This window comes from Streptomyces lacaronensis (assembly GCF_047337785.1).
GTDB classification, from domain to species: domain Bacteria; phylum Actinomycetota; class Actinomycetes; order Streptomycetales; family Streptomycetaceae; genus Streptomyces; species Streptomyces lycopersici.
Window position 1 is genome coordinate 8,979,692 of the sequence record NZ_JBLHDK010000003.1, and the last position, 23,052, is coordinate 9,002,743.

The 23,052-nt window shown below is 71.9% G+C and carries 21 protein-coding genes and 1 tRNA gene; 12 read left to right on the forward strand and 10 right to left on the reverse strand.

Annotation, left to right across the window (positions count from 1 at the left end):
- Window positions 1-15: 15 nt before the first annotated feature.
- From ACMTAK_RS38755 to ACMTAK_RS38775, 5 genes are all read right to left on the reverse strand, one after another.
- Entirely contained in the window at window positions 16-1,047 is a 1,032-nt protein-coding gene (locus ACMTAK_RS38755; protein WP_413810477.1) for a cation diffusion facilitator family transporter, read from the reverse strand.
- A 110-nt stretch (window positions 1,048-1,157) separates the two neighbouring features.
- A complete protein-coding gene (locus ACMTAK_RS38760) occupies window positions 1,158-1,781 on the reverse strand; it encodes a methyltransferase family protein (RefSeq protein ID WP_413810478.1) in 624 nt (207 codons plus the stop codon).
- Window positions 1,778-2,512, reverse strand: a complete 735-nt coding sequence (locus ACMTAK_RS38765) for a cation transporter (protein ID WP_413810479.1) — start codon at window positions 2,510-2,512, stop codon at window positions 1,778-1,780. Before ACMTAK_RS38765 ends, ACMTAK_RS38760 begins: the two co-directional genes overlap by 4 nt.
- Window positions 2,512-2,847, reverse strand: a complete 336-nt coding sequence (locus tag ACMTAK_RS38770) for an ArsR/SmtB family transcription factor (RefSeq protein WP_413810480.1) — start codon at window positions 2,845-2,847, stop codon at window positions 2,512-2,514. The genes ACMTAK_RS38765 and ACMTAK_RS38770 overlap by 1 nt, the downstream gene beginning before the upstream one ends.
- 321 nt (window positions 2,848-3,168) lie before the next feature.
- Window positions 3,169-3,253 (reverse strand) — tRNA-Leu (locus tag ACMTAK_RS38775).
- A gap of 244 nt (window positions 3,254-3,497) precedes the next feature.
- On the opposite strand from ACMTAK_RS38775, the gene ACMTAK_RS38780 reads away from it, so the two are divergent.
- Window positions 3,498-4,835: a M20/M25/M40 family metallo-hydrolase gene (locus ACMTAK_RS38780; protein ID WP_413810481.1), complete on the forward strand. Its 1,338-nt coding sequence runs from the start codon at window positions 3,498-3,500 to the stop codon at window positions 4,833-4,835.
- A gap of 364 nt (window positions 4,836-5,199) precedes the next feature.
- A complete protein-coding gene (locus tag ACMTAK_RS38785; RefSeq protein ID WP_413810482.1) occupies window positions 5,200-6,126 on the forward strand; it encodes a chaplin family protein in 927 nt (308 codons plus the stop codon).
- 180 nt (window positions 6,127-6,306) lie between these two features.
- On the opposite strand, the gene ACMTAK_RS38790 is transcribed toward ACMTAK_RS38785, so the two are convergent.
- Window positions 6,307-6,495 carry a DUF5703 family protein gene (locus tag ACMTAK_RS38790; RefSeq protein ID WP_014059547.1) on the reverse strand — a complete coding sequence of 63 codons (189 nt, stop codon included), beginning with the start codon at window positions 6,493-6,495 and terminating at the stop codon, window positions 6,307-6,309.
- 47 nt (window positions 6,496-6,542) lie between these two features.
- Here ACMTAK_RS38790 and ACMTAK_RS38795 point away from each other — a divergent pair, with 47 nt between their 5' ends.
- Window positions 6,543-7,235, forward strand: a complete 693-nt coding sequence (locus ACMTAK_RS38795; protein WP_413810483.1) for a hypothetical protein — start codon at window positions 6,543-6,545, stop codon at window positions 7,233-7,235.
- Between the two features lie 232 nt (window positions 7,236-7,467).
- On the opposite strand, the gene ACMTAK_RS38800 is transcribed toward ACMTAK_RS38795, so the two are convergent.
- Window positions 7,468-10,122: a helix-hairpin-helix domain-containing protein gene (locus tag ACMTAK_RS38800; RefSeq protein WP_413810484.1), complete on the reverse strand. Its 2,655-nt coding sequence runs from the start codon at window positions 10,120-10,122 to the stop codon at window positions 7,468-7,470.
- Window positions 10,119-11,099: an aldo/keto reductase gene (locus ACMTAK_RS38805; RefSeq protein WP_413810485.1), complete on the reverse strand. Its 981-nt coding sequence runs from the start codon at window positions 11,097-11,099 to the stop codon at window positions 10,119-10,121. Before ACMTAK_RS38805 ends, ACMTAK_RS38800 begins: the two co-directional genes overlap by 4 nt.
- 127 nt (window positions 11,100-11,226) lie before the next feature.
- On the opposite strand from ACMTAK_RS38805, the gene ACMTAK_RS38810 reads away from it, so the two are divergent.
- On the forward strand, window positions 11,227-12,276 hold the full coding sequence (locus tag ACMTAK_RS38810; protein WP_413810486.1) for an LLM class F420-dependent oxidoreductase: 1,050 nt from the start codon (window positions 11,227-11,229) through the stop codon (window positions 12,274-12,276).
- 311 nt (window positions 12,277-12,587) lie between these two features.
- Entirely contained in the window at window positions 12,588-13,394 is an 807-nt protein-coding gene (locus ACMTAK_RS38815; RefSeq protein ID WP_413810487.1) for a ferritin-like domain-containing protein, read from the forward strand.
- A gap of 20 nt (window positions 13,395-13,414) precedes the next feature.
- Here the strand turns inward: ACMTAK_RS38815 and corA are convergent, their stop codons facing one another.
- Window positions 13,415-14,407, reverse strand: coding sequence for a magnesium/cobalt transporter CorA (gene corA / locus ACMTAK_RS38820; RefSeq protein WP_413810488.1), 993 nt, complete (start codon window positions 14,405-14,407; stop codon window positions 13,415-13,417).
- A gap of 97 nt (window positions 14,408-14,504) precedes the next feature.
- Between corA and ACMTAK_RS38825 the strand changes: the two genes are divergently transcribed.
- The 4 genes from ACMTAK_RS38825 to mshC all read left to right on the forward strand — a co-directional run bounded on the left by ACMTAK_RS38825 (window position 14,505) and on the right by mshC (window position 18,175).
- Window positions 14,505-15,200 (forward strand): histidine phosphatase family protein, encoded by a 696-nt coding sequence (locus tag ACMTAK_RS38825; RefSeq protein WP_413810489.1) that lies wholly within the window; start codon window positions 14,505-14,507, stop codon window positions 15,198-15,200.
- A gap of 123 nt (window positions 15,201-15,323) precedes the next feature.
- Window positions 15,324-15,914 carry a DUF3090 domain-containing protein gene (locus tag ACMTAK_RS38830; RefSeq protein ID WP_413810490.1) on the forward strand — a complete coding sequence of 197 codons (591 nt, stop codon included), beginning with the start codon at window positions 15,324-15,326 and terminating at the stop codon, window positions 15,912-15,914.
- On the forward strand, window positions 15,878-16,792 hold the full coding sequence (locus tag ACMTAK_RS38835) for an SCO1664 family protein (protein WP_413810491.1): 915 nt from the start codon (window positions 15,878-15,880) through the stop codon (window positions 16,790-16,792). Before ACMTAK_RS38830 ends, ACMTAK_RS38835 begins: the two co-directional genes overlap by 37 nt.
- 153 nt (window positions 16,793-16,945) lie before the next feature.
- A complete protein-coding gene (mshC, locus tag ACMTAK_RS38840; protein ID WP_413810492.1) occupies window positions 16,946-18,175 on the forward strand; it encodes a cysteine--1-D-myo-inosityl 2-amino-2-deoxy-alpha-D-glucopyranoside ligase in 1,230 nt (409 codons plus the stop codon).
- Between the two features lie 173 nt (window positions 18,176-18,348).
- Here the strand turns inward: mshC and ACMTAK_RS38845 are convergent, their stop codons facing one another.
- A complete protein-coding gene (locus tag ACMTAK_RS38845; protein ID WP_413810493.1) occupies window positions 18,349-19,503 on the reverse strand; it encodes a PAC2 family protein in 1,155 nt (384 codons plus the stop codon).
- Between the two features lie 337 nt (window positions 19,504-19,840).
- On the opposite strand from ACMTAK_RS38845, the gene ACMTAK_RS38850 reads away from it, so the two are divergent.
- From ACMTAK_RS38850 to ACMTAK_RS38860, 3 genes are all read left to right on the forward strand, one after another.
- The gene (locus ACMTAK_RS38850; RefSeq protein ID WP_413813133.1) at window positions 19,841-21,145 is read left to right on the forward strand and encodes an enolase C-terminal domain-like protein; all 1,305 of its coding nucleotides are present in this window, start codon (window positions 19,841-19,843) and stop codon (window positions 21,143-21,145) included.
- The gene (locus ACMTAK_RS38855) at window positions 21,142-21,918 is read left to right on the forward strand and encodes an SDR family NAD(P)-dependent oxidoreductase (RefSeq protein ID WP_413810494.1); all 777 of its coding nucleotides are present in this window, start codon (window positions 21,142-21,144) and stop codon (window positions 21,916-21,918) included. The genes ACMTAK_RS38850 and ACMTAK_RS38855 overlap by 4 nt, the downstream gene beginning before the upstream one ends.
- A 99-nt stretch (window positions 21,919-22,017) precedes the next feature.
- The gene (locus ACMTAK_RS38860; RefSeq protein ID WP_413810495.1) at window positions 22,018-23,052 is read left to right on the forward strand and encodes a sugar ABC transporter substrate-binding protein; all 1,035 of its coding nucleotides are present in this window, start codon (window positions 22,018-22,020) and stop codon (window positions 23,050-23,052) included.

Genomic DNA, 23,052 nt, shown 5'->3' on the forward strand with positions numbered 1-23,052 from the left:
CGGCCAGGGTCCGCATCAGTGGGGATGCGGTTCGTCCCGGTGCACGGGGCCGTGCGGGTCTTCACAATGCGTGGCCCCGGCGGCCCCTCCATCGGTACCCGACACGTGGAGGGTCTCGTCCGGAGCGTGGTCGACCTGCAGTGTGGTGTGCGTGATGCCGTAGTCGTCATTCAGTATCCGCTCCAGATCACGCCGTACGGCGTGACAGTCGCCGTCGGGAACGACCAGGACGTGGGCGGAGAGCGCCGCCTGTCCAGAGGTGATCTCCCACACGTGCAGATCGTGCACCTCGGCCGTGGCGGCGTGGGCGACGAGCTGGTCGCCGATCCGGTCCGGGCTCAGGCCGGTTGGCGCCGCCTCGAGGAAGATGCGCCCGCTCTCGCGCAGCAGGCCGTATCCCGCCTTGAACATGAGGGCGACGACCACCAGGGTGGCGATGGCGTCGGCGCGGGCGAATCCGGTGGTCACCACGATGAGGCCGGCGACAGCGGTGCCGATGAAGGCGAACAGGTCGTTCAGGATGTGCTGGTAGGCGCCTTCGACATTGAGCGAGGTGCGGTTGGCCTTCGAGATGCACCAGGCGGCGATCACATTGACGGCGATGCCGACGAGCGCCGTGACCAGCACCAGTGCTCCCTCGACCTCCGGCGGGTTGATCAACCGCTCGACGCCCTCGTAGGCCAGCCAGGCTCCGAGCAGCAGCAGCGTGAGCCCGTTGGCCTGGGCGGAGAGGATTTCCACACGCTTGAGACCGTAGGTGTAGACACCGCGAGCCGGACGAGCGGAAAGCCGCATGGCGATGAGCGCGAGCACGATGGACGCGGCGTCGGTGAGCATGTGCGCGGCGTCCGAGATCAGGGCCAGTGAACGAGCCACGATGCCGACGACGACCTCGGCGGCCATGAAGGCGGTGATCAGCGTGAGAGCGATGGCCAGCCAGCGCCGGTCGGCGTCCGCCGCCACTCCGTGCGAATGCCCGGCATGTCCGCCCGCTCCATGCCGGTGATCGTGCTGGTGGCGGTCGTTGCCCATGTCGGTGCGCCTCATCCCTGGTGTGGGTGCTCAGCCGAGTGAAACCCATGTCCGCGCTGATCGCCAAAGGCGGCACCGGTGACCGTTGTCGACTTGCCCAAGCTTTGAGGGCCGTCACTGAAGGGTCAGACGCCGCGGATACGCCGTCTGCCGATGCCGGGCAGGAATCGCCCGGCGCGTGAGGAATAGGTGGCGTAGGCGGCGCCGTGCACACTCCTGAGACAGGGCTCCTCGACCGCACGGACCTGCGATTGCACCGCCAGAATCACCCCCGCGAGGGCCGTCACGGCGATCAGGTTGGGCGTCATCAGCCCCAGACCTGCCGCCGTGACGGTCATCGCGGTGAAGACCGGGTTGCGCACGTGGGCGAAAAGGCCGGCGGTGACCAACTCGGTGCGTTCGCCCGCGTCCACGCCGACCCGCCAGGAGGCGCCCATGGCGGTCTGGGCGGCGAATGTCGCCGCGATACCGGCCAGGGCGATGCCGAGCCCGGTCCACTGAACCGGTGCCGCGCGAGTGCCGGGGAGCTCCGGCAGGCCGGCGAGCGTGCCGAGCGGGGCCGCGGCTCCGCCGAGCAAAGCCAGGACGAACAGCACTCCGGCCCACCATGCGGCGGTCCCGGGGCGACCGGGGACGCCGCGGAATCCGGCGTCCCCGGTACGTCGGTGCTGGAGGACGGCACGGACGCCGAACGCGGCCCCGGCCCACCCGACGTAAAGGGCGAATGCCGCCACGGCCCAACCGGTCATCTGTCCGCCTCCCGCCGCAGGGAGCAGCAGGCGCATCCGGGTCGGCATGCGCGGTCGGCCTCCGCCCGGAGCGAGACGTCACCCACGGCGGTGGACGGGGCGGCGCAGCAGCCTTCTCCGCGCCAGGCGTCCCGGCCTTCTTTGAGCGCCACTGCCGCTATGACGAGGGCGGCGATGGGATCGGCCCAGGACCAGCCGAGCGTGGCATTGACGGCGAGGCCCACCAGCAGGACGGCGGAGAGGTAGGTGCACAACAGGGTCTGTTTGGAGTCGGCGACCGCGGACGCGGAACCGAGCTCGCGCCCCGCGCGGCGCTGGGCGGCTGACAGGAAGGGCATGATCATCAGCGAGAGGGCAGCGAGGACGATGCCGGTGATCGAGCGGTCGGCCTCGCCGGACCCGGCCAGCGCGCGGGCGGCGTCGACGCTGACGTAAGCGGCGAGGGCGAAGAAGGAGACGGCGATGATCCGCAGTGTGGTCTTCTCCCGTGCCTCGCGCACCGCGTGCTCGCCTGCGGAGAATTGCCAGGCGACCGCCGCCGCGGAGGAGACCTCGATGACCGAGTCCAGGCCGAAGCCGACCAGCGCGGTGGAGGAGGCGACCGTCCCTGCTGTGATGGCGACGATGGCCTCGATGACGTTGTAGGTGATCGTCGCGGCGACCAGCAGGCGGATGCGGCGGGTGAGCGCGTTACGACGGACCGCGGACGGCCCGAGGGATATCGCGGTCATCAGCAGCAGCCTTCCGTCTCCGCGTCCGGGCAGGTCCGATCGGCCGCGACCGCCACCACGGCCGCACGCAGGTCGTCCAGCGCGTGTCCAAGCCGTTCGTCGGCCAACTCGTAGCGGACACGGCGCCCCACCGGCACGGTGACGACCAACCCGCAGTCCCGCAGGCAGGCCAGATGGTTCGACAGGCGGGTGCGAGAGATGCCGAGCACGGCGGCGAGATCGGAGGGATGGGCCGGCGCCTCGCGCAGCGCGAGCAGCAACTGGCAGCGGATCGGATCGGCGAGCGCACGGCCGAAGCGGGCCAGCACTTCGACGTCCGGGGCGATGGTCAGCATGGCCCGATGATACAGGCGATCCTGAATCCAGAAATCCCTGAACTGACGGCCCTTCTCGAGTCACCGCTTGTTTGAAGTTGACATGTCATCGACGGGTGATCGCCGAATGCGACACCAGGCTCGCCCTCTACCGCGAAGCCCTGGAAGCAGGTACAGACCCGAAACTCGTCGCTCAGTGGACCGCCGAGGTCCAGGCCCGCTCAGCCGGTCACAAGGCCGAGGTCCACCGGAATCTCGGGCCCAAGCTGACCTACGAGCCCGGAAAACAGCTCATGCGGGCCGAGGCAGCACTCGACCCGCACAAGTTGGGGATATGGTCCGTGTCCGAGGGGGGACTTGAACCCCCACGCCCGATAAAGGGCACTAGCACCTCAAGCTAGCGCGTCTGCCATTCCGCCACCCGGACCAGGTGTCTGTCGGTCGGCCCGTGGCCGTTCCGACATGGAAAACCATAGCAAACATCGGGACGTGCTCGATCACGGCCGGTCGTGCCCCCGGGGGTGCTGGGTGGGCGGGCTGTGTGACGGGGGCATGACGGCGGCATTGCCGCCTTGGGCTGGGCGGGCGAGCGGAGGAGGATGGGCGGGTGACCCCTGCCGCGGGGCGCCGTGGCAGGGCGTTCCGCGGCAGCGCAACGACGAGGAGGCATCGTGAGTGAGTCGCTTTCGGGCGCGACGACGACCGGGACGGTCAAGGGCGAGGACGAGGTGGTCGACCTCTGCCGTGACCTGATCCGGATCGACACCAGTAACTATGGCGACCACTCCGGCCCCGGTGAGCGCGCGGCCGCCGAGTACGTCGCCGAGAAGCTGGCCGAGGTGGGGCTCGAGCCCAAGATCTTCGAGTCGCACAAGGGGAGGGCGTCGACCGTGGCACGGATCGAGGGGGAGGATCCGTCCCGCCCCGCGCTGCTGATCCACGGCCACACCGACGTCGTACCGGCCAACGCCGAGGACTGGACCCACCACCCCTTCTCCGGCGAGATCGCGGACGACTGCGTCTGGGGCCGGGGCGCGGTGGACATGAAGGACATGGACGCGATGACGCTCGCGGTCGTCCGGGAGCGGCTGCGCAGCGGCCGCAAGCCCCCGCGCGACATCGTGCTGGCCTTCCTCGCCGATGAGGAGGCGGGCGGGGTCTACGGGGCCAAGCACCTGGTCAACAACCACCCCGAGCTCTTCGAGGGCGTGACGGAGGCGATCGGCGAGGTCGGCGGCTTCTCCTTCACCGTCAACGAGCAGCTGCGGCTCTATCTGATCGAGACCGCGCAGAAGGGCATGCACTGGATGCGGCTCACGGTGGACGGCACCGCGGGTCACGGCTCGATGACCAACAACGACAACGCCATCACCGAGCTGACCGAGGCGGTCGGGCGGCTCGGGCGGCACAAGTTCCCGGTGCGGGTCACCAAGACCGTACGGTCCTTCCTGGACGAGCTGTCCGACGCGCTCGGCACCCCGCTCGACCCGGAGAACATGGACGAGACGCTCGCCAAGCTGGGCGGCATCGCGAAGATCATCGGGGCCACGCTCCAGAACACCGCCGCCCCGACCATGCTCAGCGCCGGCTACAAGGTCAACGTCATTCCGGGACAGGCCACGGCGCATGTGGACGGGCGCTTCCTGCCGGGGTTCGAGGAGGAGTTCCTGGCCGACCTCGACCGTATCCTCGGCCCGCGGGTCAAGCGGGAGGACGTGCACGCGGACAAGGCGCTGGAGACCACCTTCGACGGGGCGCTGGTGGACGCCATGCAGTCGGCACTGAAGGCCGAGGACCCGATCGCCCGCGCCGTGCCGTACTGCCTCTCGGGCGGTACGGACGCGAAGTCCTTCGACGACCTCGGCATCCGCTGCTTCGGCTTCGCGCCACTGCGGCTGCCCCCGGAGCTGGACTTCGCCGGGATGTTCCACGGGGTCGACGAGCGGGTGCCGGTGGACGGGCTGAAGTTCGGTGTGCGGGTGCTGGACCGGTTCCTGGACGCCTGCTGAGGGCGCGGGCCGAGGGGGCTGCCGGGCCCGCTGAGAGGCTGACACGATCGGCTTAATCGATCACACATACCGAAGGGACCAAAAAGGGTGAATGGTGTCGTAGCTTGATAGCTTGATTGCTCCCTCCTCGTTACATGGTGTGTGCGGCCCGTAACCGGGCCGCGATGCCGACAAGGGGGTGGTGCTGTGCCCCGCCTTCGGCAACTACCGCATCGATCACGTGACATCGGGTCACGGTCCACCGGGGTGTGATCCCGGGCGGTTTCGGAGTGTGCGCGCTCCGGGGCCGCTCGGGGATGGGGGTGCGGGCGAGATCGCCCGCGCGCGCTCCGTCCGGGACGGAAGGCTAGGGGAGCAGACAGTTATGCGACAGGTTGCGAAAAAGGGCCTGATCACCGTAGCCGCGGCCAGCGGCGTTCTCGCCGTGACCGGCGGCTATGCCCATGCGGCGGGGTCGGGCGCCGACGGTGGCGCCGCGTACTCGCCGGGCGTCGTCTCGGGCAACAACATCCAGGTCCCGGTGCGTGTGCCGGTGAACCTGTGCGGAAACACGGTCAGCGTCGTCGGTGTCTTCAACGGCGCCGGCGGGGGAGGGTGCGGCGACCGGTCCGGCGGTGGCTCGGGTGGCTCGTCCGGCGGTGGCGGCTCGCAGTCCGGCGGCTCGCAGGCGCAGGGCGGCAGCAGCGGCTCGTCGGGCATCGGTTCCGGCAACAACATCCAGGCCCCGATCGGCGTTCCGGTCAATGTGTGCGGGAACAACGTCAGCGCGGTCGGGTTCGGGAACAGCAGTGACGGCGGCGACTGCGGGGAGACGGTGCCGGCGGTGCCGGAGAACCCGGGGGAGCCCGGCAACCCGGGGAATCCTGGGAACCCCGGCAATCCTGGCAACCCCGGAAACCCTGGCACCCCCGGGAACCCGGGTAACCCTGGCAACCCCGGAAACCCGGGGAACCCCGGAAATCCGGGTCAGCCTGGGAACCCGGGCAACCCTGGGAACCCGGGCAACCCTGGGAACCCGGGCAACCCCGGGAACCCGGGCAACCCCGGTAACCCGAGCAACCCGGGGGGTTCGAACCCCGGTGGTGGCTCGGAGCAGCCCGGACACTCCTCACAGGGCCACCAGGCCGAGCACACGGGAGCCCATGGCCTCGACCCGTCCGCGAACCTTGGCAGCAAGGAGCAGCTCGCGCAGACCGGCGCGGGCCCCGTCGAGCTGGCCATTCCGGCCGCCGCGGGCATGCTGCTGGCGGGTACGGTGCTCTACCGCCGGGCCCGCGCCGCGCAGCGCTGATCACACCTCGCGCTGATGGGCGCTGACAGGTGCCGGGCGGTGGCCGCACCGCACCACACACCGTGCACCGCACCTCACACGCCACGCGTCACACACCGGTTCCCATACGCCGGGTGACGGTGGCGTCACTCCGGGCGGGCCCCGCGGTCGGCGGGGCCCGCCCGGTCATGTCCCGGTCCGCTACCAGGTCGCCCGGAGCTGGCGGATGATCCGGCGCCGCAATCGCACTCTGCGGCTGCCGTCGGGGTTGAGTCTCAAGCGATCCAACTCCCAGTGTCCGTACTCGGCATGGTCGGTGAGCAGGCGGGTAGTGGCCTTGCGGGAAACGCCGCGCGGCACATACACATCACAGAATTCGTATTCCGGCATCGCATCTATTGTGCGGGAACTGCCCTGCTACGGATAGCGTCTGCACTATGTCTGATGCTGCGCAGCCATCCGCTGCCGAGGTACGTGCCGCCGCCGAAGCGGTGAAAGCCGCACTGGATCGTCACCTCGATGCTGTCGAACGCCGGTCGGGGGAAGGCGATCCGGCCGTCTACGCCGCGTTCAACGAACTGGCCGCGGCAGCCGAGGTCTACGACGAGCTGCTCTATGACGCCTACGACGAGGTGACGCCCTTCGAGATCCCTGGTGACGACCGTCTCCCCGCCTACACCGGGCCGGAGGAGCCGAGCGCGCTGAGCGTGCTGATCCGCAGGGACTACGTCGTCGCCGAGCCGCAGCGACTGCTCTCGCAGGCGCAGCGGATCGCCGACCTGGATCCGGACATCGACACGGGGAACGACAAGCAGGGCGGCGGGGCGGCCGCCGGGGAGAGCGTGCACACCGCCCTGGGGGTGGTCTTCGGCGAGTTCGAGCCGGACGAGATCGCCTCTCGGCACAAGGAGTTCGGCCTGGAGGAGGGCGACTCGACGCTCTGGGTGGTCGCGGCCGAGGAGGCCCCGGAGCCGGGGGAGTGGCTCTCCGCCCCCTTCGACCAGGCGGATCCGCATATGGTCGTGTGCCGCTTCGACATGAGCTCGGTCTTCGACGAGGAGCTCGAGGACGACGAGGAGCTCGAGGACGAGGACGAGGACGATCTGGAGGTCCTGGAGCCGGGCAGCTGAGGTCTGGGGTTCCGGGCCGCTTGGCCCGGGGCCGCTTGCCCTCGGATTGCTCGGTTCCGGGCGGCTCGGGCCCGGCGGTGGCTTCGGGCCGCCCGGAACCGGGTCACTCGGCTCCGTACCCCGGCCCCGGAACGCTTGGTCGTGAGACCGGGCGATCCCGGGCCGGGGGCGTGCTGGAGGCCCGTCACGGGGCGGGGTCCGTCGCGCGGCAGCGCCCGTCGCGGGCCGTCGGTCAGCCGGTGGGCGCGGGTGGGACCTGGGCTTGGAGGAGGGCGCGCAGGCGGGTGGTGCGGTCCTTGAAGGGGATTTCCGCCACCGCTCGCGGCAGCGCCGCATCCGCGCCGTGCACCACCGAGAGATGGCGCTCACCGCGGCCGAAGGCCGTGTAGACCCAGGCCCGGGTCAGCCCCGCTGTGGCGTCGCCCGGCAGCACCACCACGGCCGCGGGCCAGCGCGCTCCCGCCGCCTGGTGCGCGGTGAGGGCCCAGCCGTGCCGCACCAGCTCGCCGACCTCCTCGCGTGGCACCACGACCGGGGTGCCCGCGCAGTCCAGACGCAGCCCCTCGGCGTCCGCCGAGACCACGGTGCCCGGCACCGTACGGCCCGGGGCCGGGGTGTACGCCACACGGTCGCCCGGGTCGAAGCCGCCGAAGCGGCCGGGGCCGGGGTTGAGGCGGTCCTTCAGGGCCGCGTTGAGCGCGCGGGTGCCGGCCGCGCCGCCGTGGCCCGGGGTGATCACCTGGGTCTGCTCCGGCGGGACGCCGATCGCACGGGGCACCGAGTCGGCGACGAGTTGCACGGTGCGGTGCACCGCCTCGCCCGCGTCCCGCACGGGCACGATCACGACCTCCTTGCCGGGCGCCTCCACCTGGCTGAGCTCGCCGATCCCGATGCCCGAGACCAGCTCGCCGATGGGGCCCGGGTCGGGGGTGCGGGAGACGACCTGCGGGCAGCGGCGGGCCGCCACCAGGTCCGCGAAGACCCGGCCGGGACCGGCCGACCACAGCACCCCGGGGTCCCCGCTCAGCACCAGACGGGCGCCGTCCGGCAGCGACTCGACCAGCATCGCGGCCGTTTCCACGTCGAGCTGCGGGGCGTCCAGCACGGCGAGCAGATCGAGCGCCAGCGCGCCCTCCTCGTCGCGTCCGGGACCGTCGGCGTCGGCCAGCAGCCCGGCGACCGTGACGGCCGCCGAGGCGGCCTCCGGGCCCGCGTCCGGGCCTGCCTCCGGACCCGCGTCCGGGCCTGCCTCCGGGCCCGCGTCCGGGCCTGCCTCCGGGCCTGCCTCCGGACCCGCGTCGGGGCCGGTGCCCGGGGCCTCGCTGAGTGTGGCGGCCAGCCGCCGCCTGCCGTCCTCGGTGTGCGCGGCCGCGTAGGCCCGCAGGCCCATCGCACGGGCGGCGGCGACCAGCGCCGCCGGTTCGGCGCGCGCCGCCTCGCCACCGCTGTGGGTGACCAGGCCGTGGGCCGCGACGGTACGGATGAGCTCCGCGGCGGAGGCGGACGGCGCGGCGGCGGCCGCGCCCTCCCACTCGGCATCCCCCACGGGCGCCTCGCCGTCCTGTGCGGGGGCGAAGGTGCTCGCCAGCCGGGCGAGACCGTCGGCCAGGCTCTCCTCCGCCAGGGCATAGCGGTCCAGCCCCAGCAGCACCCGCACCGGCTGCTCGGCGTCCTCGTCCTCGGCCGCCCGGGGACGGGCCCCGGCCGGGGTGTCGAGCGCGTCCTGGAAGACCAGCACCACGCCCTCCGCGATCGCGGTGCGCAGCGCCTCGTCCGGGTCCGGCACGGACGCCTTGGCGAGCGCGTCGCACAGCGCGGACGACTCCAGCGCGGTGTGCCCCTCGAGGGCGGCGCGCTCCAGCAGCCAGCCGGTGAGCGCCAGCGCACGGCGCTCGTCGCCGGGCTCGCAGGCCGGGCCGAGCAGGGAGCGGGCGAAGCCGTCCGCCTGGTCCGGGCGTACGCCGGGCACGGCGAGCAGCTGCCAGGGGTCCTCGCGCAGGGCCTCGGCGGCGTGCTCCCCGAGCGTTTCGGCGACCTTCCCGGCCAGGGTCTCGGGGGCCCCGCCCGCCGCGAGCACCTCCCGGACGTCGCCACTGCCGGGGATCTCGGCCCCCGGCCCACGCGCCGGACGGGCCGACGACGGCCGTACGGGAGCGGGCGCGGAGGTGGGGGCCGCCGCACGGGCCCGCTCACGGGGGGCCGCGGGGGCGGCGGGCGCCGCCGGACGCGCTGCCGGGGCGTCGTTGAAGAACGACGCCGCCGACCGCTCACCGCTCTCCACGGCCCGCACGGCAGCAGCCAACGCCTCAGCCGCCGCCGACCGCCGCCCCTTGTCCCCACCGCCGGAGCCTTCCGCGGCGCCGCCGGACGCGTCCTGCCCGGCGGACGTGGGAGCACCTGCTCCCACGCCATCGCTCGCCTCGCCTGGACCCGGCGCTTCCGCGTTCCCAGAGCCCTGGCCCGACCCCGCGCCGGATGTGCCCTGCCCGGCGGACGGGGCCTGCTCACCCGTTCCGGGCCCGTCGGCCTCGCCTGCCGGGGGCTGTTCGCCGTCGGTGCCTCGGGCGCCGTGGGAGTTCGCTCCGGCGCCGGGAGCCCCCGACTCGTCGGCCCCGCCCTGTCCGGCGGCCGCGGCCGCCCCCGCGTCGTTCCGGTCCGCCCCCGCGGCGTCGCCCTCGCTGCGGTCACCCGGGGCCTGGTCCGGGTCCGCCCCCGCGGGGGCGGCCTCGCTGCGGTCGCCCGGGGCCTGGTCCGGATCCGTCCCGGCGGTGGCGGGGGCGCCCAGGTCACCCGGCGCGCCGGCCCCGGTGCCGGCCGGCTCCGGCGAACTCGGGTCGGCCTCCTCGGGCGCGGGTGCGGCGTCGCCGGCGAGGCGGTCGGTACTCACAGCGTGCTCCAGTCCTGATCGGGATAGCGGTGCACGGGCGCCGACACATCGTCGAGCGCCTGGCAGATCTCGTCCGGAAGACTAAGGGGCTCCGCCGACAACGCCGCCCTCAGCTGCTGGGCGTTGCGCGCGCCGACGATCGGGGCGGTGACGCCCGGGCGGTCGCGGACCCAGGCCAGGGCCACATTGAGCGCGGTGGTCGCCAGGCCGTCGGCGGCTATGGCGACCGCCTCGACGATCCGGCTCGCCTCCTCGTCCAGATACGGCTCGACGAACGCCGCGAGCTCGGAGGCGCCGCGCGAGTCGGCGGGCGTCGTATGGCGGTACTTGCCGGTGAGCACACCGCGGCCGAGCGGCGAGGACGGCAGCAGCCCGACGCCCAGGTCGAGCGCGGCGGGCAGCACCTCGCGCTCCACACCGCGCTGGAGCAGCGAATACTCCATCTGCGTGCTGGCCAGCCGGGTGTGCGCTCCCGAGGAGACCAGCTGCCAGGTGGCGGCCTTCGCGAGCTGCCAGCCGCTGAAGTTGGACACCCCCACATAGCGGGCCCGCCCGCTGCTCACGGCGATGTCGAGCGCCTGAAGGGTCTCCTCGAGCGGGGTGAACGGGTCGAAGGCGTGCACCTGCCACAGGTCGACATAGTCCGTGCCCAGCCGCTCCAGCGAGGCGTCCAGCGCGGCCAGCAGATGGCCGCGCGAGGCGTCGAAGCGGCGGTCGGGGTCGGGCACGCTGCCCGCCTTGGTCGCGATCTGGAGGTCGCGCCGGGGCAGTAACCCCTCCAGCAGCTGCCCCAGGAGGTATTCGGCGCCGCCGTCCGCGTACACATCCGCGGTGTCGACAAGCGTCCCGCCCGCCTCCCAGAACGCCTTGAGCTGATCCGCGGCGTCGTGTTCGTCGGTGTCCCGCCCCCAAGTGAGCGTGCCGAGCCCGAGGCGGGAGACGCGCAGGCCCGTGCGGCCGAGGTGCCTTAGCTCCATGAACGTCGAGATTACTGGCCGCAAAGCGCCACGTGGCAGCCTGTGGATAACCCACCCCTGACGTATCGGGGCCATGCGCGCTAGAGTCCCCGGAACAGCGACGTTACTGATCAGTAAGGGGTGCGGTATGAGGCTCGGCATCAACCTCGGCTACTGGGGCGCCGGAATGGACGCGGACAACCTCGCGGTCGCCCGCGAGGCCGACAAGCTCGGCTATTCCGTCTGCTGGGCCGCCGAAGCCTACGGCTCGGACGCCGCCACGGTGCTCGCGTGGGTCGCCGCGCAGACCGAGCGCATCGACGTCGGCTCCGCCATCTTCCAGATCCCGGCCCGCACCCCCGCCATGACGGCGATGACCGCCGCCACCCTGGACACCCTCTCCGGCGGCCGCTTCCGCCTCGGGCTCGGCGTCTCGGGCCCCCAGGTGTCCGAGGGCTGGTACGGGGTGCGGTTCGACAAGCCGCTCGCCCGCACCCGCGAGTACGTGGAGATCATCCGCAAGGCGATGTCGCGCGAGCGGCTGACCCACGAGGGCCAGAACTGGACCCTGCCGCTGCCCGACGGCCCCGGCAAGCCCCTCAAGCTCACCGTGCACCCGGTGCGGGAGTACATCCCGCTGTACATCGCGGCCATCGGCCCGAAGAACCTGGAGCAGACCGGCGAGATCGCCGACGGCGCCCTGGTCCTGTTCTACGATCCCGAGCACGCCGAGGAGACCACCCTCAGCTCGCTGCGAGCGGGCCGCGAGAAGGCGGGCAAGGACCTCGAGGGCTTCGATGTGGTGCCCACCGTCCCGATGGCCCTCGGCGACGACGTCCGCGGCCTCGCCGACCAGTTCCGCCCGTACACCGCGCTCTACGTGGGCGGTATGGGCAGCGCCAAGCAGAACTTCTACAACAAGCTGGCGCAGCGCATGGGGTACGAGAAGGAGGCCGCCGAGATCCAGGAGAAGTACCTCTCCGGGGACAAGGAGGGCGCCGCCGCGGCCGTCCCCCACGAGCTGATCGACTCCACCGCGCTGCTCGGCCCCGTCGAGCGCATCGCCGACCGCATGCAGGCGTACGCGGGGGCCGGGGTCACCACCCTGTCGCTCACGCCCGCGGGCTTCACGCTGGAGGAGCGGCTCGCCGGGCTGCGGGCGGGCGTCGAGGCCCTGGAGCGGGCCGGGCTCGCGTAAGAGCCGAGCCAAGCGCGGCGCTGGGAACGTGGCGCCGGGAAAGTGGCGCCGGGAACGTGGCGCCGGGAACGTGGCGCCGGGAACGTGGCGCCGGGAAAGTTCTGCGGCCGTGGTGGGGGCTCGGGGGTCTTCCCCGCCACGGCCGTCATCCAGCACAACGCCTCCGCCGCCCGGGGGTTACGCGGACCCGGCGTACGGAGGGATCCCCCGTTCGGCCGAGCCGGGTGTCCCAGCTGTTGCCACCGCCCCCACCGGGCCGTTGACTTTTTCTGCGCACCACTGCGCACGACCAGCGCACGGAGGTGGCGGCGATGCTCTCGGCGAGAAGCGTGTTCCAGGAGATCCTCGACAACGACGAGTCGTTCCGGCTCTTCTGCTCCGTCGCGGCCAGCGGGGAGGCCCAGGGAGGCTGGGAGAACGGCCGGATCGCCGCTCTGGTGCCCGAGAGCCGCCGCGGCCTCGCGCCCAAGATCGCCCGCCATGGCGCCGACGAGGACAAACACGGCCGGATCTTCAACGCCCTGCTTCGCAAGCGCGGTCTGGAGCCCATGGAGGTGCCGCGCGAGACCGACTACACGATGCTCCTGGAGGCGCGCGGCATCGGCCTCGCCCATGACAAGCTGCGCCGCGACGAGCCGCTGACCGAGCACGACATCGTGATCTACCTCGCCCACAGCCGGGTCACCGAACAGCGCGCCTCCGCCCAGATGATGATGTTGCGCAGGTACTTCGGCGACCACCCCGACCTCGGCCGCGCGGTGCGCATGATCGCCGATGACGAGGACAACCACCTCGCCTACTGCCACGAGGAGCTGCTGCGTCTGGCCGCCGACGGGTACGGCCGGACCATCCAGCGGACCCTGCGGGAGAGCGCGCTCGTCGAGACGGAGGTCTACCGGGACGTCAGCCTGGCCGTGATGGCCCACATGGGACGCCTCCTCGGCTGGCCCGGGCCGAAGTCCGCGCTGCTCGCGGCCGGGATCCACGCCCTGCACACATACGAGCGGCTGGGCGGCTGGCGGCGCATGGTATCACTGCGGATGCCCGAGCGGCGGAACGCGCTGGGCGGACCGGCGAAGAGCGCTTCCGGCGCGCCCGAGGCGCCCGAGTTCGTCTGACGGAGCCCTGAGACCCCCGCTCAGAGCCACCCACGCCGCTTGAACCAGCGGTACAGCACCGCGATCACACCGGCCATGAGCACGACCACCCCCGGGTATCCCCAGGGCTGCTTCAGCTCCGGCATGTGTGTGAAGTTCATGCCGTAGATCCCGGCGATCATCGTCGGGACCGCGGCCATGGCCGCCCACGCCGAGATCTTCCGCATGTCGTCGTTCTGCCGCACGCCCATCTGCGCGAGATGGGCGGAGAGGATGTCCGACAGCAGCCGGTCCAGCCCCTCAACATGCTCGTTCACCCGGGTCAGATGGTCGCTGACATCGCGGAAGAACGGCCGGGAGCCCTCGTGCACGAACGGCACCCCGGCGCCGGTGAGCCGCTCCATCGGCTCCCCCAACGGCCCGGCCGAGCGGCGGAATTCCATCACCTCGCGCTTGAAGGCGTAGATCCGCCCGGCGGTGTTCTGCCCGGCGCCCGCGTTCGGGGCGAAGACCTCCGTCTCCAGCTCCTCCAGGTCCCCGTGCAGATCGTCGGCCACGTCCAGGTAGTGGTCCACGACCGCGTCGGAGACCGCGTACATCACCGCCGTAGGGCCGTGCTGGAGCACCTCGGGCATCTTCTCCAGCCGGTCGCGCACCGAGCCGAGCGGATTGGCCTCGCCGTGTCTTACGGTCACCACGAAGGAGTCACCGACGAAGACCATCAGCTCACCCGCGGTGACCGTCCCGGCCTTGTCGTCGTACTGCACCGGCTTGAGCACCAGGAACAGCGAATCGTCATAGACCTCCAGCTTCGGCCTCTGGTGGGCGCACAGGGCGTCCTCAACGGCCAGCGGATGCAGTCCGAACTCGCTGGTGACCAGCTCGAACTCCTTCTCGGTCGGCTCATGCAGGCCGATCCACAAGAAGGCGTCCCCACTCGCGCGCGCCTCGTCCAGGGCGTCGGAGAAGTCGGCGGGCCCCTCGGTGCGGGCCCCGTCCCGGTAGATGGCACAATCCACGATCACGCTGCGCATTGTGCCTCGCGTGATGCCGATCGGCACAGGGGACCCCTGCACGGGATCGGTGCGCATCCCCGCTGAGCGGCGCCGGAGGGGTCGTAGGGTGGCAGCCATGCCCATGCTGATCCTCGTACGGCACGGCCGGTCCACCGCCAATATCGCGGGCGTCCTCGCGGGCTGGACACCCGGTGTCGCCCTCGACGAGCGCGGTACGGCCCAGGCCGCGGCGCTGCCCGGCAGACTGGCCGGACTGCCACTCGCCGCCGCCGTCACCAGCCCACTGCAGCGCTGCCGGGAGACCCTGGCCCCGCTGCTCGCCGCCCGCCCCGAACTGCCGCTGCACCCCGACGACCGGATCGGGGAGTGCCACTACGGCGACTGGTCCGGCCGGAAGCTGGCCGAGCTCGCCGATGAACCATTGATGAACATCGTCCAGCAGCATCCGTCCGCGGCCGCCTTCCCCGGTGGCGAGTCCATGCGCGCCATGCACGCGCGCGCGGTCGAGGCGGTGCGCGACTGGAACGCCCGGATCGAGCGGGAGCACGGCGCCGACGCGGTCTATCTGATGTGCTCCCACGGGGACATCATCAAGGCGCTGGTCGCGGACGCCATCGGACTCCATCTCGATCTGTTCCAGCGGATCTCGGTCGAGCCCTGCTCGGTCACCGCGATCCGGTACACCCCGACCCGCCCCTTCCTCGTCCGGCTCGGCGACACCGGGGACTTCGCCGGACTGGTGCCGCGCGAGGAGAACTCCGGCAACCGCGGCGGGGACGCGGCGGTGGGCGGCGACGCGGGAGCACCGTGATCGCCGTGCGCAGTAGGGTGGTGCCGCGGTGCGAGGGCGCCGTGACAGCCGTGACCGGGCGGTCGTGACACCCAGCGGTCAGCAGTCAGTCAGCCGAGCAGTCGAATCAAATGGAGCAGGACGTTGTCCCGTCAGGTGTTCCTCTATGACCCGCCGGACCGTTTCGTCGCCGGTACGGTCGGGCTGCCTGGTCGCCGTACCTTTTTCCTGCAGGCGTCCGCCGGTAGCCGGACCACCAGTGTCGCGTTGGAGAAGACACAGGTCGCCGCGTTGGCCGAGCGGATAGACGAGCTGCTGGACGAGGTGGTGCGGCGCACCGGCGGAAACGCCCCGGTCCCCGCCGTCGCACCGACCGAGGTCAGCGACACCGCACCGCTGGAAGTCCCCGTGGAGGAGGAGTTCCGGGTCGGTACCATGGCACTCGCCTGGGACGGCGAGGAGCAGCGGATGATCGTCGAGGCGCAGGCGCTGGTCGAGTTGGAGGCCGAGTCCGAGGAGGACCTGGCCGAGGCCGAGGAGCGGCTGCTCCAGGACGATGTGAACGGCCCGCCTATGCTGCGGGTGCGGCTCACCGGGACGCAGGCGCGCGCGTTCGCCAAGCGCGCCCTGGAGGTCGTCAACGCCGGCCGGCCGCCCTGCCCGCTGTGCAGTCTGCCGCTCGACCCGGAGGGACACGTATGTCCGCGCCAGAACGGATACCGCCGCGGAGCCTGACGCCGCCCACCCGTCTCCCATCACCATCCTCAACGGAGCCTTCGCGCATCTTGTCCCCGGCCGAGCTGCTGGCTCTCGGTGAGCTGACGGTGCGCGGCCGGGTCCGGGAGGCGTCCAACGCGGTGCTGTACTGCACGGTCGAGTACGAGGGCCACAGCGCCCCTTGCGTCTACAAGCCGGTGGCCGGGGAGCGGCCGCTGTGGGACTTCCCGGACGGCACGCTCGCCCAGCGCGAGGTCGCGGCGTACGAGATCTCCGAGGCCACCGGCTGGGGCCTGGTGCCGCCCACGGTGCTGCGCGACGGGCCGTACGGGCAGGGGATGTGCCAGCTCTGGGTGGAGGTCGAGACGGCCACCGACGGGCCGGACGGCGACGGCTCGGAGGAGACCGGGGGAGCGGAGCTGCTCGCGCTCGTCGAGGGCGATGAACCGGGACCCGGCTGGAAGGCGGTGGGCTACGCCGAGGTGGGCGAGGGCCGTACGGCGCTGCTGGTCCACGCCGACGACGTACGGCTGCGCCGGCTGGCCGTCCTCGACGCGGTGATCAACAACGGCGACCGCAAGGGCGGCCATCTGCTGCCCGCGGCCGGTGGCCGGCTCTATGCGATTGATCACGGAGTGACCTTCAACGCCGACGACAAGCTGCGCACGCTGCTGTGGGGCTGGGCCGGGGAGCCGCTGCCGGACGATGTGCTGGAGGTGCTGCGCCGGCTGGCGGGCGAGCTGGCCGACGGCGGCCCGCTGAGCGCCCGGCTGGCGGAGCTGATCACCGGGGCCGAGATCGAGGCCCTGCGGGCCCGTGTCGCCGCGCTGTTGCGCACGGGGAAGCACCCCGAGCCCAGCGGCCAGTGGCCCGCCATCCCCTGGCCGCCGGTCTGACCGTACGGGGGCCGCGGTGCCCCCGTCCGGGAGTCCCTGGAACGAGGATCGGGCAGCTCAAGCAGCTCGTGGGCGTCCGCGCAAGACTGCCCATCCGGCCAACACCACTGGTCCGGTTCGTATACGGACGCTGCATCCGGTTACGCTCATTGCATGTATGCCTGGCCCGCTTCTGAGGTTCCCGCCCTGCCCGGCAGTGGCCGCGACCTGAGCATTCACGACACCGCGACCGGGGGAAGGATCACCCTGACCCCCGGTCCCGTCGCGCGCATCTACGTCTGCGGGATCACCCCGTACGACGCGACCCACATGGGTCATGCCGCGACCTACAACGCGTTCGACCTCGTTCAGCGCGTATGGCTCGACACCAAGCGCCAGGTGCACTACGTCCAGAACGTCACCGATGTCGACGATCCCCTGTTGGAGCGGGCGCAGGAGAACGGCGACGACTGGGTGGCCCTGGCCGAGCGCGAGACCGCCCTCTTCCGCGAGGACATGACGGCCCTGCGGATGCTCCCCCCGCGGCACTACATCGGCGCCGTCGAGGCGATTCCGGGGATCGTGCCGCTCGTGGAGCGGCTGCGCGACCTGGGCGCCGCCTATGAACTCGAAGGCGACATCTACTTCTCCGTGGAGTCCGACCCCGCCTTCGGCTCGGTCAGCCGGCTCGACGCCGAGGCCATGCGGCTGCTGTCCGCCGAGCGCGGCGGCGACCCGGAGCGCCCGGGCAAGAAGAGCCCCCTCGACCCGATGCTGTGGATGGCCGCCCGTGACGGCGAGCCGAGTTGGGACGGCGGATCGCTCGGCCGTGGCCGCCCCGGCTGGCACATCGAGTGCGTGGCCATCGCCCTTGACCACCTCGGCATGGGCTTCGACGTGCAGGGCGGCGGATCCGATCTCGCCTTCCCGCACCACGAGATGGGCGCCTCGCACGCCCAGGTCCTCACCGGTGAGCGGCCGTTCGCCAAGACGTACGTACACGCCGGGATGGTGGCCCTGGACGGCGAGAAGATGTCCAAGTCCAAGGGCAACCTGGTCTTCGTCTCGGCGCTGCGCCGCGACGGCGTCGACCCGGCGGCCATACGGCTCGCGCTGCTGGCCCGCCACTACCGCTCGGACTGGGAATGGACGGACGGGCTGCTGCGGGAGGCCGAGGAGCGCCTCGCCCGCTGGCGTGCCGCCGTCTCGCGGCCCGACGGGCCCTCGGCCGACGCGCTGGTGGAGGAGATCCGCGAGGCGCTCGCGGACGACCTGGACTCCCCGGCCGCCCTGGCCGCCGTCGACCGCTGGGCCGCCGCGCAGTCGGCCACCGGCGGTACGGACGAGGGGGCGCCAGGACTTGTCTCGCGCGCCGTGGACGCGCTGCTGGGCGTGGCACTCTGACGCGTCGTCGGGGCGCCGCGCCGCGACGTTGAACGCATGAGCCCGCGCCGGGGTCATCCCGGCGCGGGCTTCGTGCTGTCTCCTACGCGTCGTGCGTGCCGTACGCGTCGTGCGCGGTGTACGCGGTGTGGTGCGCGTGGTGTGGGGTCGTGCGCCGTGCGTGGCGGCCGGGGTTACCGGTCGGAGCCGGACCCCTCGTCCCCGTCGTCGCCCCGGTCCTCGGTGCCCTGGCCGTCGTCCGCCCCCTTGGCGTCGTCCGCCCCCTTGGCGCTGTCGGCCTGCTTGGCCTCGTCCACGTCCTTGGCCTCGTCCTCGGCGCCGCCGGTGTCCTCGGCGTCGTCCTTGGCCATCTCGTCCTTGGGGGACGGCTTGCGCGGCCGCCCGTGGCCGGTGGAGGGATCGCGCAGATAGGGGGCGCTCGGGCCTCCCGAGCCGCCCTCCAGACCGCCGCTCTCGGTCGCGTGGCCGCCCGCGGGGCCGGGCTGGCCGTCGCGCCGCCGCAGATAGCGCTCGAACTCGCGGGCGATGGCCTCGCCGGACGCCTCGGGCAGCTCGGCGGTGTCCCGCGCCTCCTCCAGCGATTGGACGTACTCGGCGACCTCGCTGTCCTCTGCGGCCAGCTGGTCCACGCCCAGCTGCCAGGCCCGGGAGTCCTCCGTCAGCTCGCCCAGGGGGATGCGCACCGTGATGAGGTCCTCGAGGCGGTTCAGCAGCGCCAGGGTGGCCTTCGGGTTCGGCGGCTGCGAGACGTAGTGCGGCACGGCCGCCCACAGGCTCACCGCCGGGACGCCGGCGTGGGCGCACGCCTCCTGGAGGACCCCGACGATCCCGGTCGGGCCCTCGTAGCGGGTCTCCTCCAGATCGAGGCTGCGGGCCAGGTCCGGGTCGGAGGTCACCCCGCTGACCGGCACCGGCCGGGTGTGCGGGGTGTCGCCGAGCAGCGCGCCGAGGATGACGACCATCTCCACGCCCAACTCATGGGCGTAGCCGAGGATCTCGTTGCAGAACGACCGCCAGCGCATGCTCGGTTCGATACCGCGCACCAGCACCAGGTCCCGGGACTTCTCCCCGGTGTCCGCCCGGACCACCGAGAGCCGGGTCGTCGGCCAAGTGATCTTGCGCACCCCGCCCTCCAGGGCGACGGTGGGCCGGTTCACCTGGAAGTCGTAGTAGTCCTCCGCGTCGAGCGAGGCGAAGACCTCGCCCTTCCACTCCCGATCCAGGTGCCCGACCGCGGTCGAGGCGGCGTCTCCGGCGTCGTTCCAGCCCTCGAAGGCACAGATCATGACCGGGTCGATCAGCTCGGGAACCCCCTCAAGCTCGATCACCCAGCGCCTCCTTCCACCGGGGCGGACGGATGATGCCGCCTCCAGCTGCAGTTTCCCATTGCGTGCCACCCAAGCCTACGGCTTTCCGGGGCCCCGGCCGCAGCCCCTGTCCAGGAGCACTAAGAGATTCATCCGATCTGTCCTTCGAAAGTTCGGCCACACCTCTGGACGAAACCCTTAGGGCAGCGCTATACATCGGATCATCGCGAAAGGTCCGATGTTCTCTCTCGCGCATCGTTTCAGGGAGCCCCCATTGAGTCAGCGTCCATCCGTCACCGAGCTCGAGGTCCATGACATCCGGTTTCCCACCTCGGAGCAGCTCGACGGCTCGGACGCCATGAACCCGGACCCCGACTACTCCGCCGCCTATGTCGTGTTGCGCACGGACGCGGGGGAGGGCGCGGCGGCCTCCGAGGGACACGGCTTCGTCTTCACCATCGGCCGCGGCAACGATGTCACCGCGGCCGCCATCCGCTCCCTGCGCCCCCATGTGGTGGGCCGCCCCGCGCCTCTGACGGCCGCCGATCTCGCCGCCCTGCACCGTGAGCTGACCCATGACTCCCAGCTGCGCTGGCTGGGGCCCGAGAAGGGCGTCATGCACATGGCCGCGGGCGCGGTGGTCAACGCCGCCTGGGACCTCGCCGCCCGGCAGGCCGGAAAGCCCCTGTGGCAGTTCCTCGCCGAGATGTCGCCCGAGGAGCTGGTCGAGCTGGTCGACTTCCGCTACCTCAGCGACGCGCTCACCCCGGAGGAGGCGCTCGCCATCCTGCGCGCCGCCGAGCCCGGCCGCGCCGAGCGCGCCGCTCGGCTGCGCGAGCGGGGCTACCCGGCCTACACCACCTCGCCCGGCTGGCTCGGCTACTCCGACGAGAAAATGATCAAGCTGGCGCAGGAGGCCGTCGCCGACGGCTTCGTCCAGATCAAGCTCAAGGTCGGGTCCGATCTGGACGAGGACCTCAGACGGATGCGGCTCGCACGCGAGGCGGTCGGCCCCGATGTGCGCATCGCCGTGGACGCCAACCAGCGCTGGGACGTGGCGGAGGCGGTGCGCTGGATGAGCGCCCTCGCGCCGTACGACCCGCACTGGATCGAGGAGCCCACCAGCCCGGACGACGTCCTCGCCCACGCCGCCATCCGCGCCGGACAGCCGGTCAAGGTGGCCACCGGTGAGCATGTCGCCAACCGCGTGGTCTTCAAGCAGCTGCTCCAGGCCGAGGCGGTGGATTTCGTCCAGATCGATGCGGCACGGGTCGCGGGGGTCAACGAGAACCTCACGATCCTGCTGCTCGCCGCCAAGTACGGAGTTCCGGTGTGCCCGCACGCGGGCGGCGTCGGGCTGTGCGAACTCGTCCAGCACCTGGCCATGTTCGACTTCGTGGCCGTCTCGGGCAGCTGGGAGGACCGGGTCATCGAGTATGTCGACCACCTCCACGAGCACTTCGCCGATCCCGCGGTCGTCGAGTCGGGCCGCTACCGGGCTCCGACCGCGCCGGGCTTCTCCGCCCGTATGTACCCAGAGTCGATCGCCGCCTACCGCTATCCGGACGGGCCCGAATGGCGGGCCCGCCTCGCACGGCCCGTACCGGCTCCGTCCGCACCGGCACCGTCCGCACCCGTAGAGCCTCAGGAGGACCACCAGTGACCACCGGCGACTTCGAAGGGCTGGCCGCGCTCGTCACCGGCGGCGCCTCCGGCATCGGCGCCGCCATCGCCGCCGCGCTGCGCGACCGGGGCGCGCGGGTCGCCGTGCTCGACCGCGATCCGTCGGGCGCCCCGGACGGCACACTGCCGCTCAAGGCCGATGTCACCTCCGACGAGGGGGTCAGGACGGCGGTGGACGCGGCCGTGGCCGAGTTCGGCGCCCTGCACACCGTCGTCGGCAACGCGGGCATCGGCGCGATCGGCAGCGTCGAGGACAACTCCGACGAGGAGTGGCACCGGCTGCTGGACATCAATGTGCTGGGCCTGGTCCGCACCGCGCGGGCCGCGCTGCCCCACTTGCGCGCCGCCGCGGCCGACCGGCCCGGCGCCGTCTCCATCACCCACACCTGCTCGATCGCCGCCACCGCGGGGCTGCCGCAGCGCGCCGCGTACAGCGCCAGCAAGGGCGCGGTGCTGTCGTTGACCCTCGCCATGGCGGCGGACCACATCCGCGAAGGGGTGCGCGTCAACTGCGTCAACCCCGGCACCGTGGACACCCCGTGGGTCGGCCGGCTGCTCGGCCAGGCCCCCGACCCGGCGGCCGAGCGCGCCGCCCTGGAGGCCCGGCAGCCCACCGGACGGCTGGTCTCCGCCGACGAGGTGGCCGCCGCCGTCGCGTACCTCGCCAGCCCCGCCGCCGCGGCCGTCACCGGCACCGCGCTGGCCGTCGACGGAGGGATGCAGGGGCTGCGACTGCGCCCCGCCTCCTCCTAGACAACCGCCCGATCCCTTGAGACAACCGCACAATCGCCTCCGCCCGAGGCCGGCACAACCCGCACGACTCGACCCAGGAACGACCAAGGACGGGACTCGATGACGAGACTCCGCACCACCGGCACCGCCGCCTGCGCCGTGCTGCTGGCCGTCGCAGCGCTCACCGGCTGCAACCGAGAGAGCAATGGCGCCGGCGGCGGCAAGGTCGGCATCGACATGCCGCGGACGGACACCGACTTCTGGAACTCCTACCAGCAGTACCTGGAGAAGGGCATCGACAAGGGCACGGTCTCCGCGCTCCCGCTGTCCAACTCGCAGAACGACATCGGCAAGCTGGTCGCCAACGTCCAGGCGTTCACCGACCAGGGCGCCAAGGCGGTCATCATGGCCCCCCAGGACACCGGGGCCATCTCCTCCACCCTGGAGCAGCTGGAGGAGAAGAAGATCCCCGTCATCAGCGTGGACACCCGGCCCGACTCCGGCAAGGTCTACATGGTGGTGCGCGCCGACAACCGGGCGTACGGCACCAAGGCGTGCGAGTACCTCGGCGAGAAGCTGGGCGGCAAGGGCCGGATCGCGGAGCTCCAGGGCGACCTCAGCTCCATCAACGGCCGGGACCGCTCGCAGGCGTTCGCCTCCTGCATGAAGAAGAAGTACCCCGGCATCAAGGTGCATGAGCTGCCCACCGACTGGAAGGGCGATGTGGCCTCCGCCAAGCTCCAGAGCCTCCTGGCCCAGCACAAGGACGTGAACGGCATCTACATGCAGGCGGGCGGCGCCTTCCTGCAGCCCACGCTCGCGCTGCTGGAGCAGAAGCGGCTGCTGAAGCCCGCCGGTTCGGCCAAGCACATCACGATCATCTCCAACGACGGGATACCCGAGGAGCTGGACGCGATCCGCTCCGGCAAGATCGACGCCACGCTCTCCCAGCCCGCCGACCTCTACGCCCAGTGGGCCCTGAACTACGCGAAGGCCGCTCTGGACGGCAAGACGTTCAAACCCGGCCCGACCGACCACGACTCCAAGATCGTCAAGATCGGGAACGGCCTGGAGGACCAGCTCCCGGCGCCGCTGGTGACCAAGGAGAACGTCGACGACAAGAAGTTGTGGGCCAACCAGCTCGAGAAGAAGTGA

What these genes read in the sequence shown, in the direction of transcription:
- mshC (WP_413810492.1), top strand. Translation starts at nt 16,946, where the DNA reads ATGTATGCCTGGCCCGCTTCTGAGGTTCCCGCCCTGCCCGGCAGTGGC.
- ACMTAK_RS38755 (WP_413810477.1), bottom strand. Translation starts at nt 1,047, where the DNA reads ATGAGGCGCACCGACATGGGCAACGACCGCCACCAGCACGATCACCGG.
- ACMTAK_RS38835 (WP_413810491.1), top strand. Translation starts at nt 15,878, where the DNA reads ATGTCCGCGCCAGAACGGATACCGCCGCGGAGCCTGACGCCGCCCACC.
- ACMTAK_RS38810 (WP_413810486.1), top strand. Translation starts at nt 11,227, where the DNA reads ATGAGGCTCGGCATCAACCTCGGCTACTGGGGCGCCGGAATGGACGCG.
- ACMTAK_RS38785 (WP_413810482.1), top strand. Translation starts at nt 5,200, where the DNA reads ATGCGACAGGTTGCGAAAAAGGGCCTGATCACCGTAGCCGCGGCCAGC.
- ACMTAK_RS38795 (WP_413810483.1), top strand. Translation starts at nt 6,543, where the DNA reads ATGTCTGATGCTGCGCAGCCATCCGCTGCCGAGGTACGTGCCGCCGCC.
- ACMTAK_RS38760 (WP_413810478.1), bottom strand. Translation starts at nt 1,781, where the DNA reads ATGACCGGTTGGGCCGTGGCGGCATTCGCCCTTTACGTCGGGTGGGCC.
- ACMTAK_RS38860 (WP_413810495.1), top strand. Translation starts at nt 22,018, where the DNA reads ATGACGAGACTCCGCACCACCGGCACCGCCGCCTGCGCCGTGCTGCTG.
- ACMTAK_RS38765 (WP_413810479.1), bottom strand. Translation starts at nt 2,512, where the DNA reads ATGACCGCGATATCCCTCGGGCCGTCCGCGGTCCGTCGTAACGCGCTC.
- ACMTAK_RS38825 (WP_413810489.1), top strand. Translation starts at nt 14,505, where the DNA reads ATGCCCATGCTGATCCTCGTACGGCACGGCCGGTCCACCGCCAATATC.
- ACMTAK_RS38805 (WP_413810485.1), bottom strand. Translation starts at nt 11,099, where the DNA reads ATGGAGCTAAGGCACCTCGGCCGCACGGGCCTGCGCGTCTCCCGCCTC.
- ACMTAK_RS38770 (WP_413810480.1), bottom strand. Translation starts at nt 2,847, where the DNA reads ATGCTGACCATCGCCCCGGACGTCGAAGTGCTGGCCCGCTTCGGCCGT.
- ACMTAK_RS38815 (WP_413810487.1), top strand. Translation starts at nt 12,588, where the DNA reads ATGCTCTCGGCGAGAAGCGTGTTCCAGGAGATCCTCGACAACGACGAG.
- ACMTAK_RS38850 (WP_413813133.1), top strand. Translation starts at nt 19,841, where the DNA reads ATGAACCCGGACCCCGACTACTCCGCCGCCTATGTCGTGTTGCGCACG.
- ACMTAK_RS38790 (WP_014059547.1), bottom strand. Translation starts at nt 6,495, where the DNA reads ATGCCGGAATACGAATTCTGTGATGTGTATGTGCCGCGCGGCGTTTCC.
- corA (WP_413810488.1), bottom strand. Translation starts at nt 14,407, where the DNA reads ATGCGCAGCGTGATCGTGGATTGTGCCATCTACCGGGACGGGGCCCGC.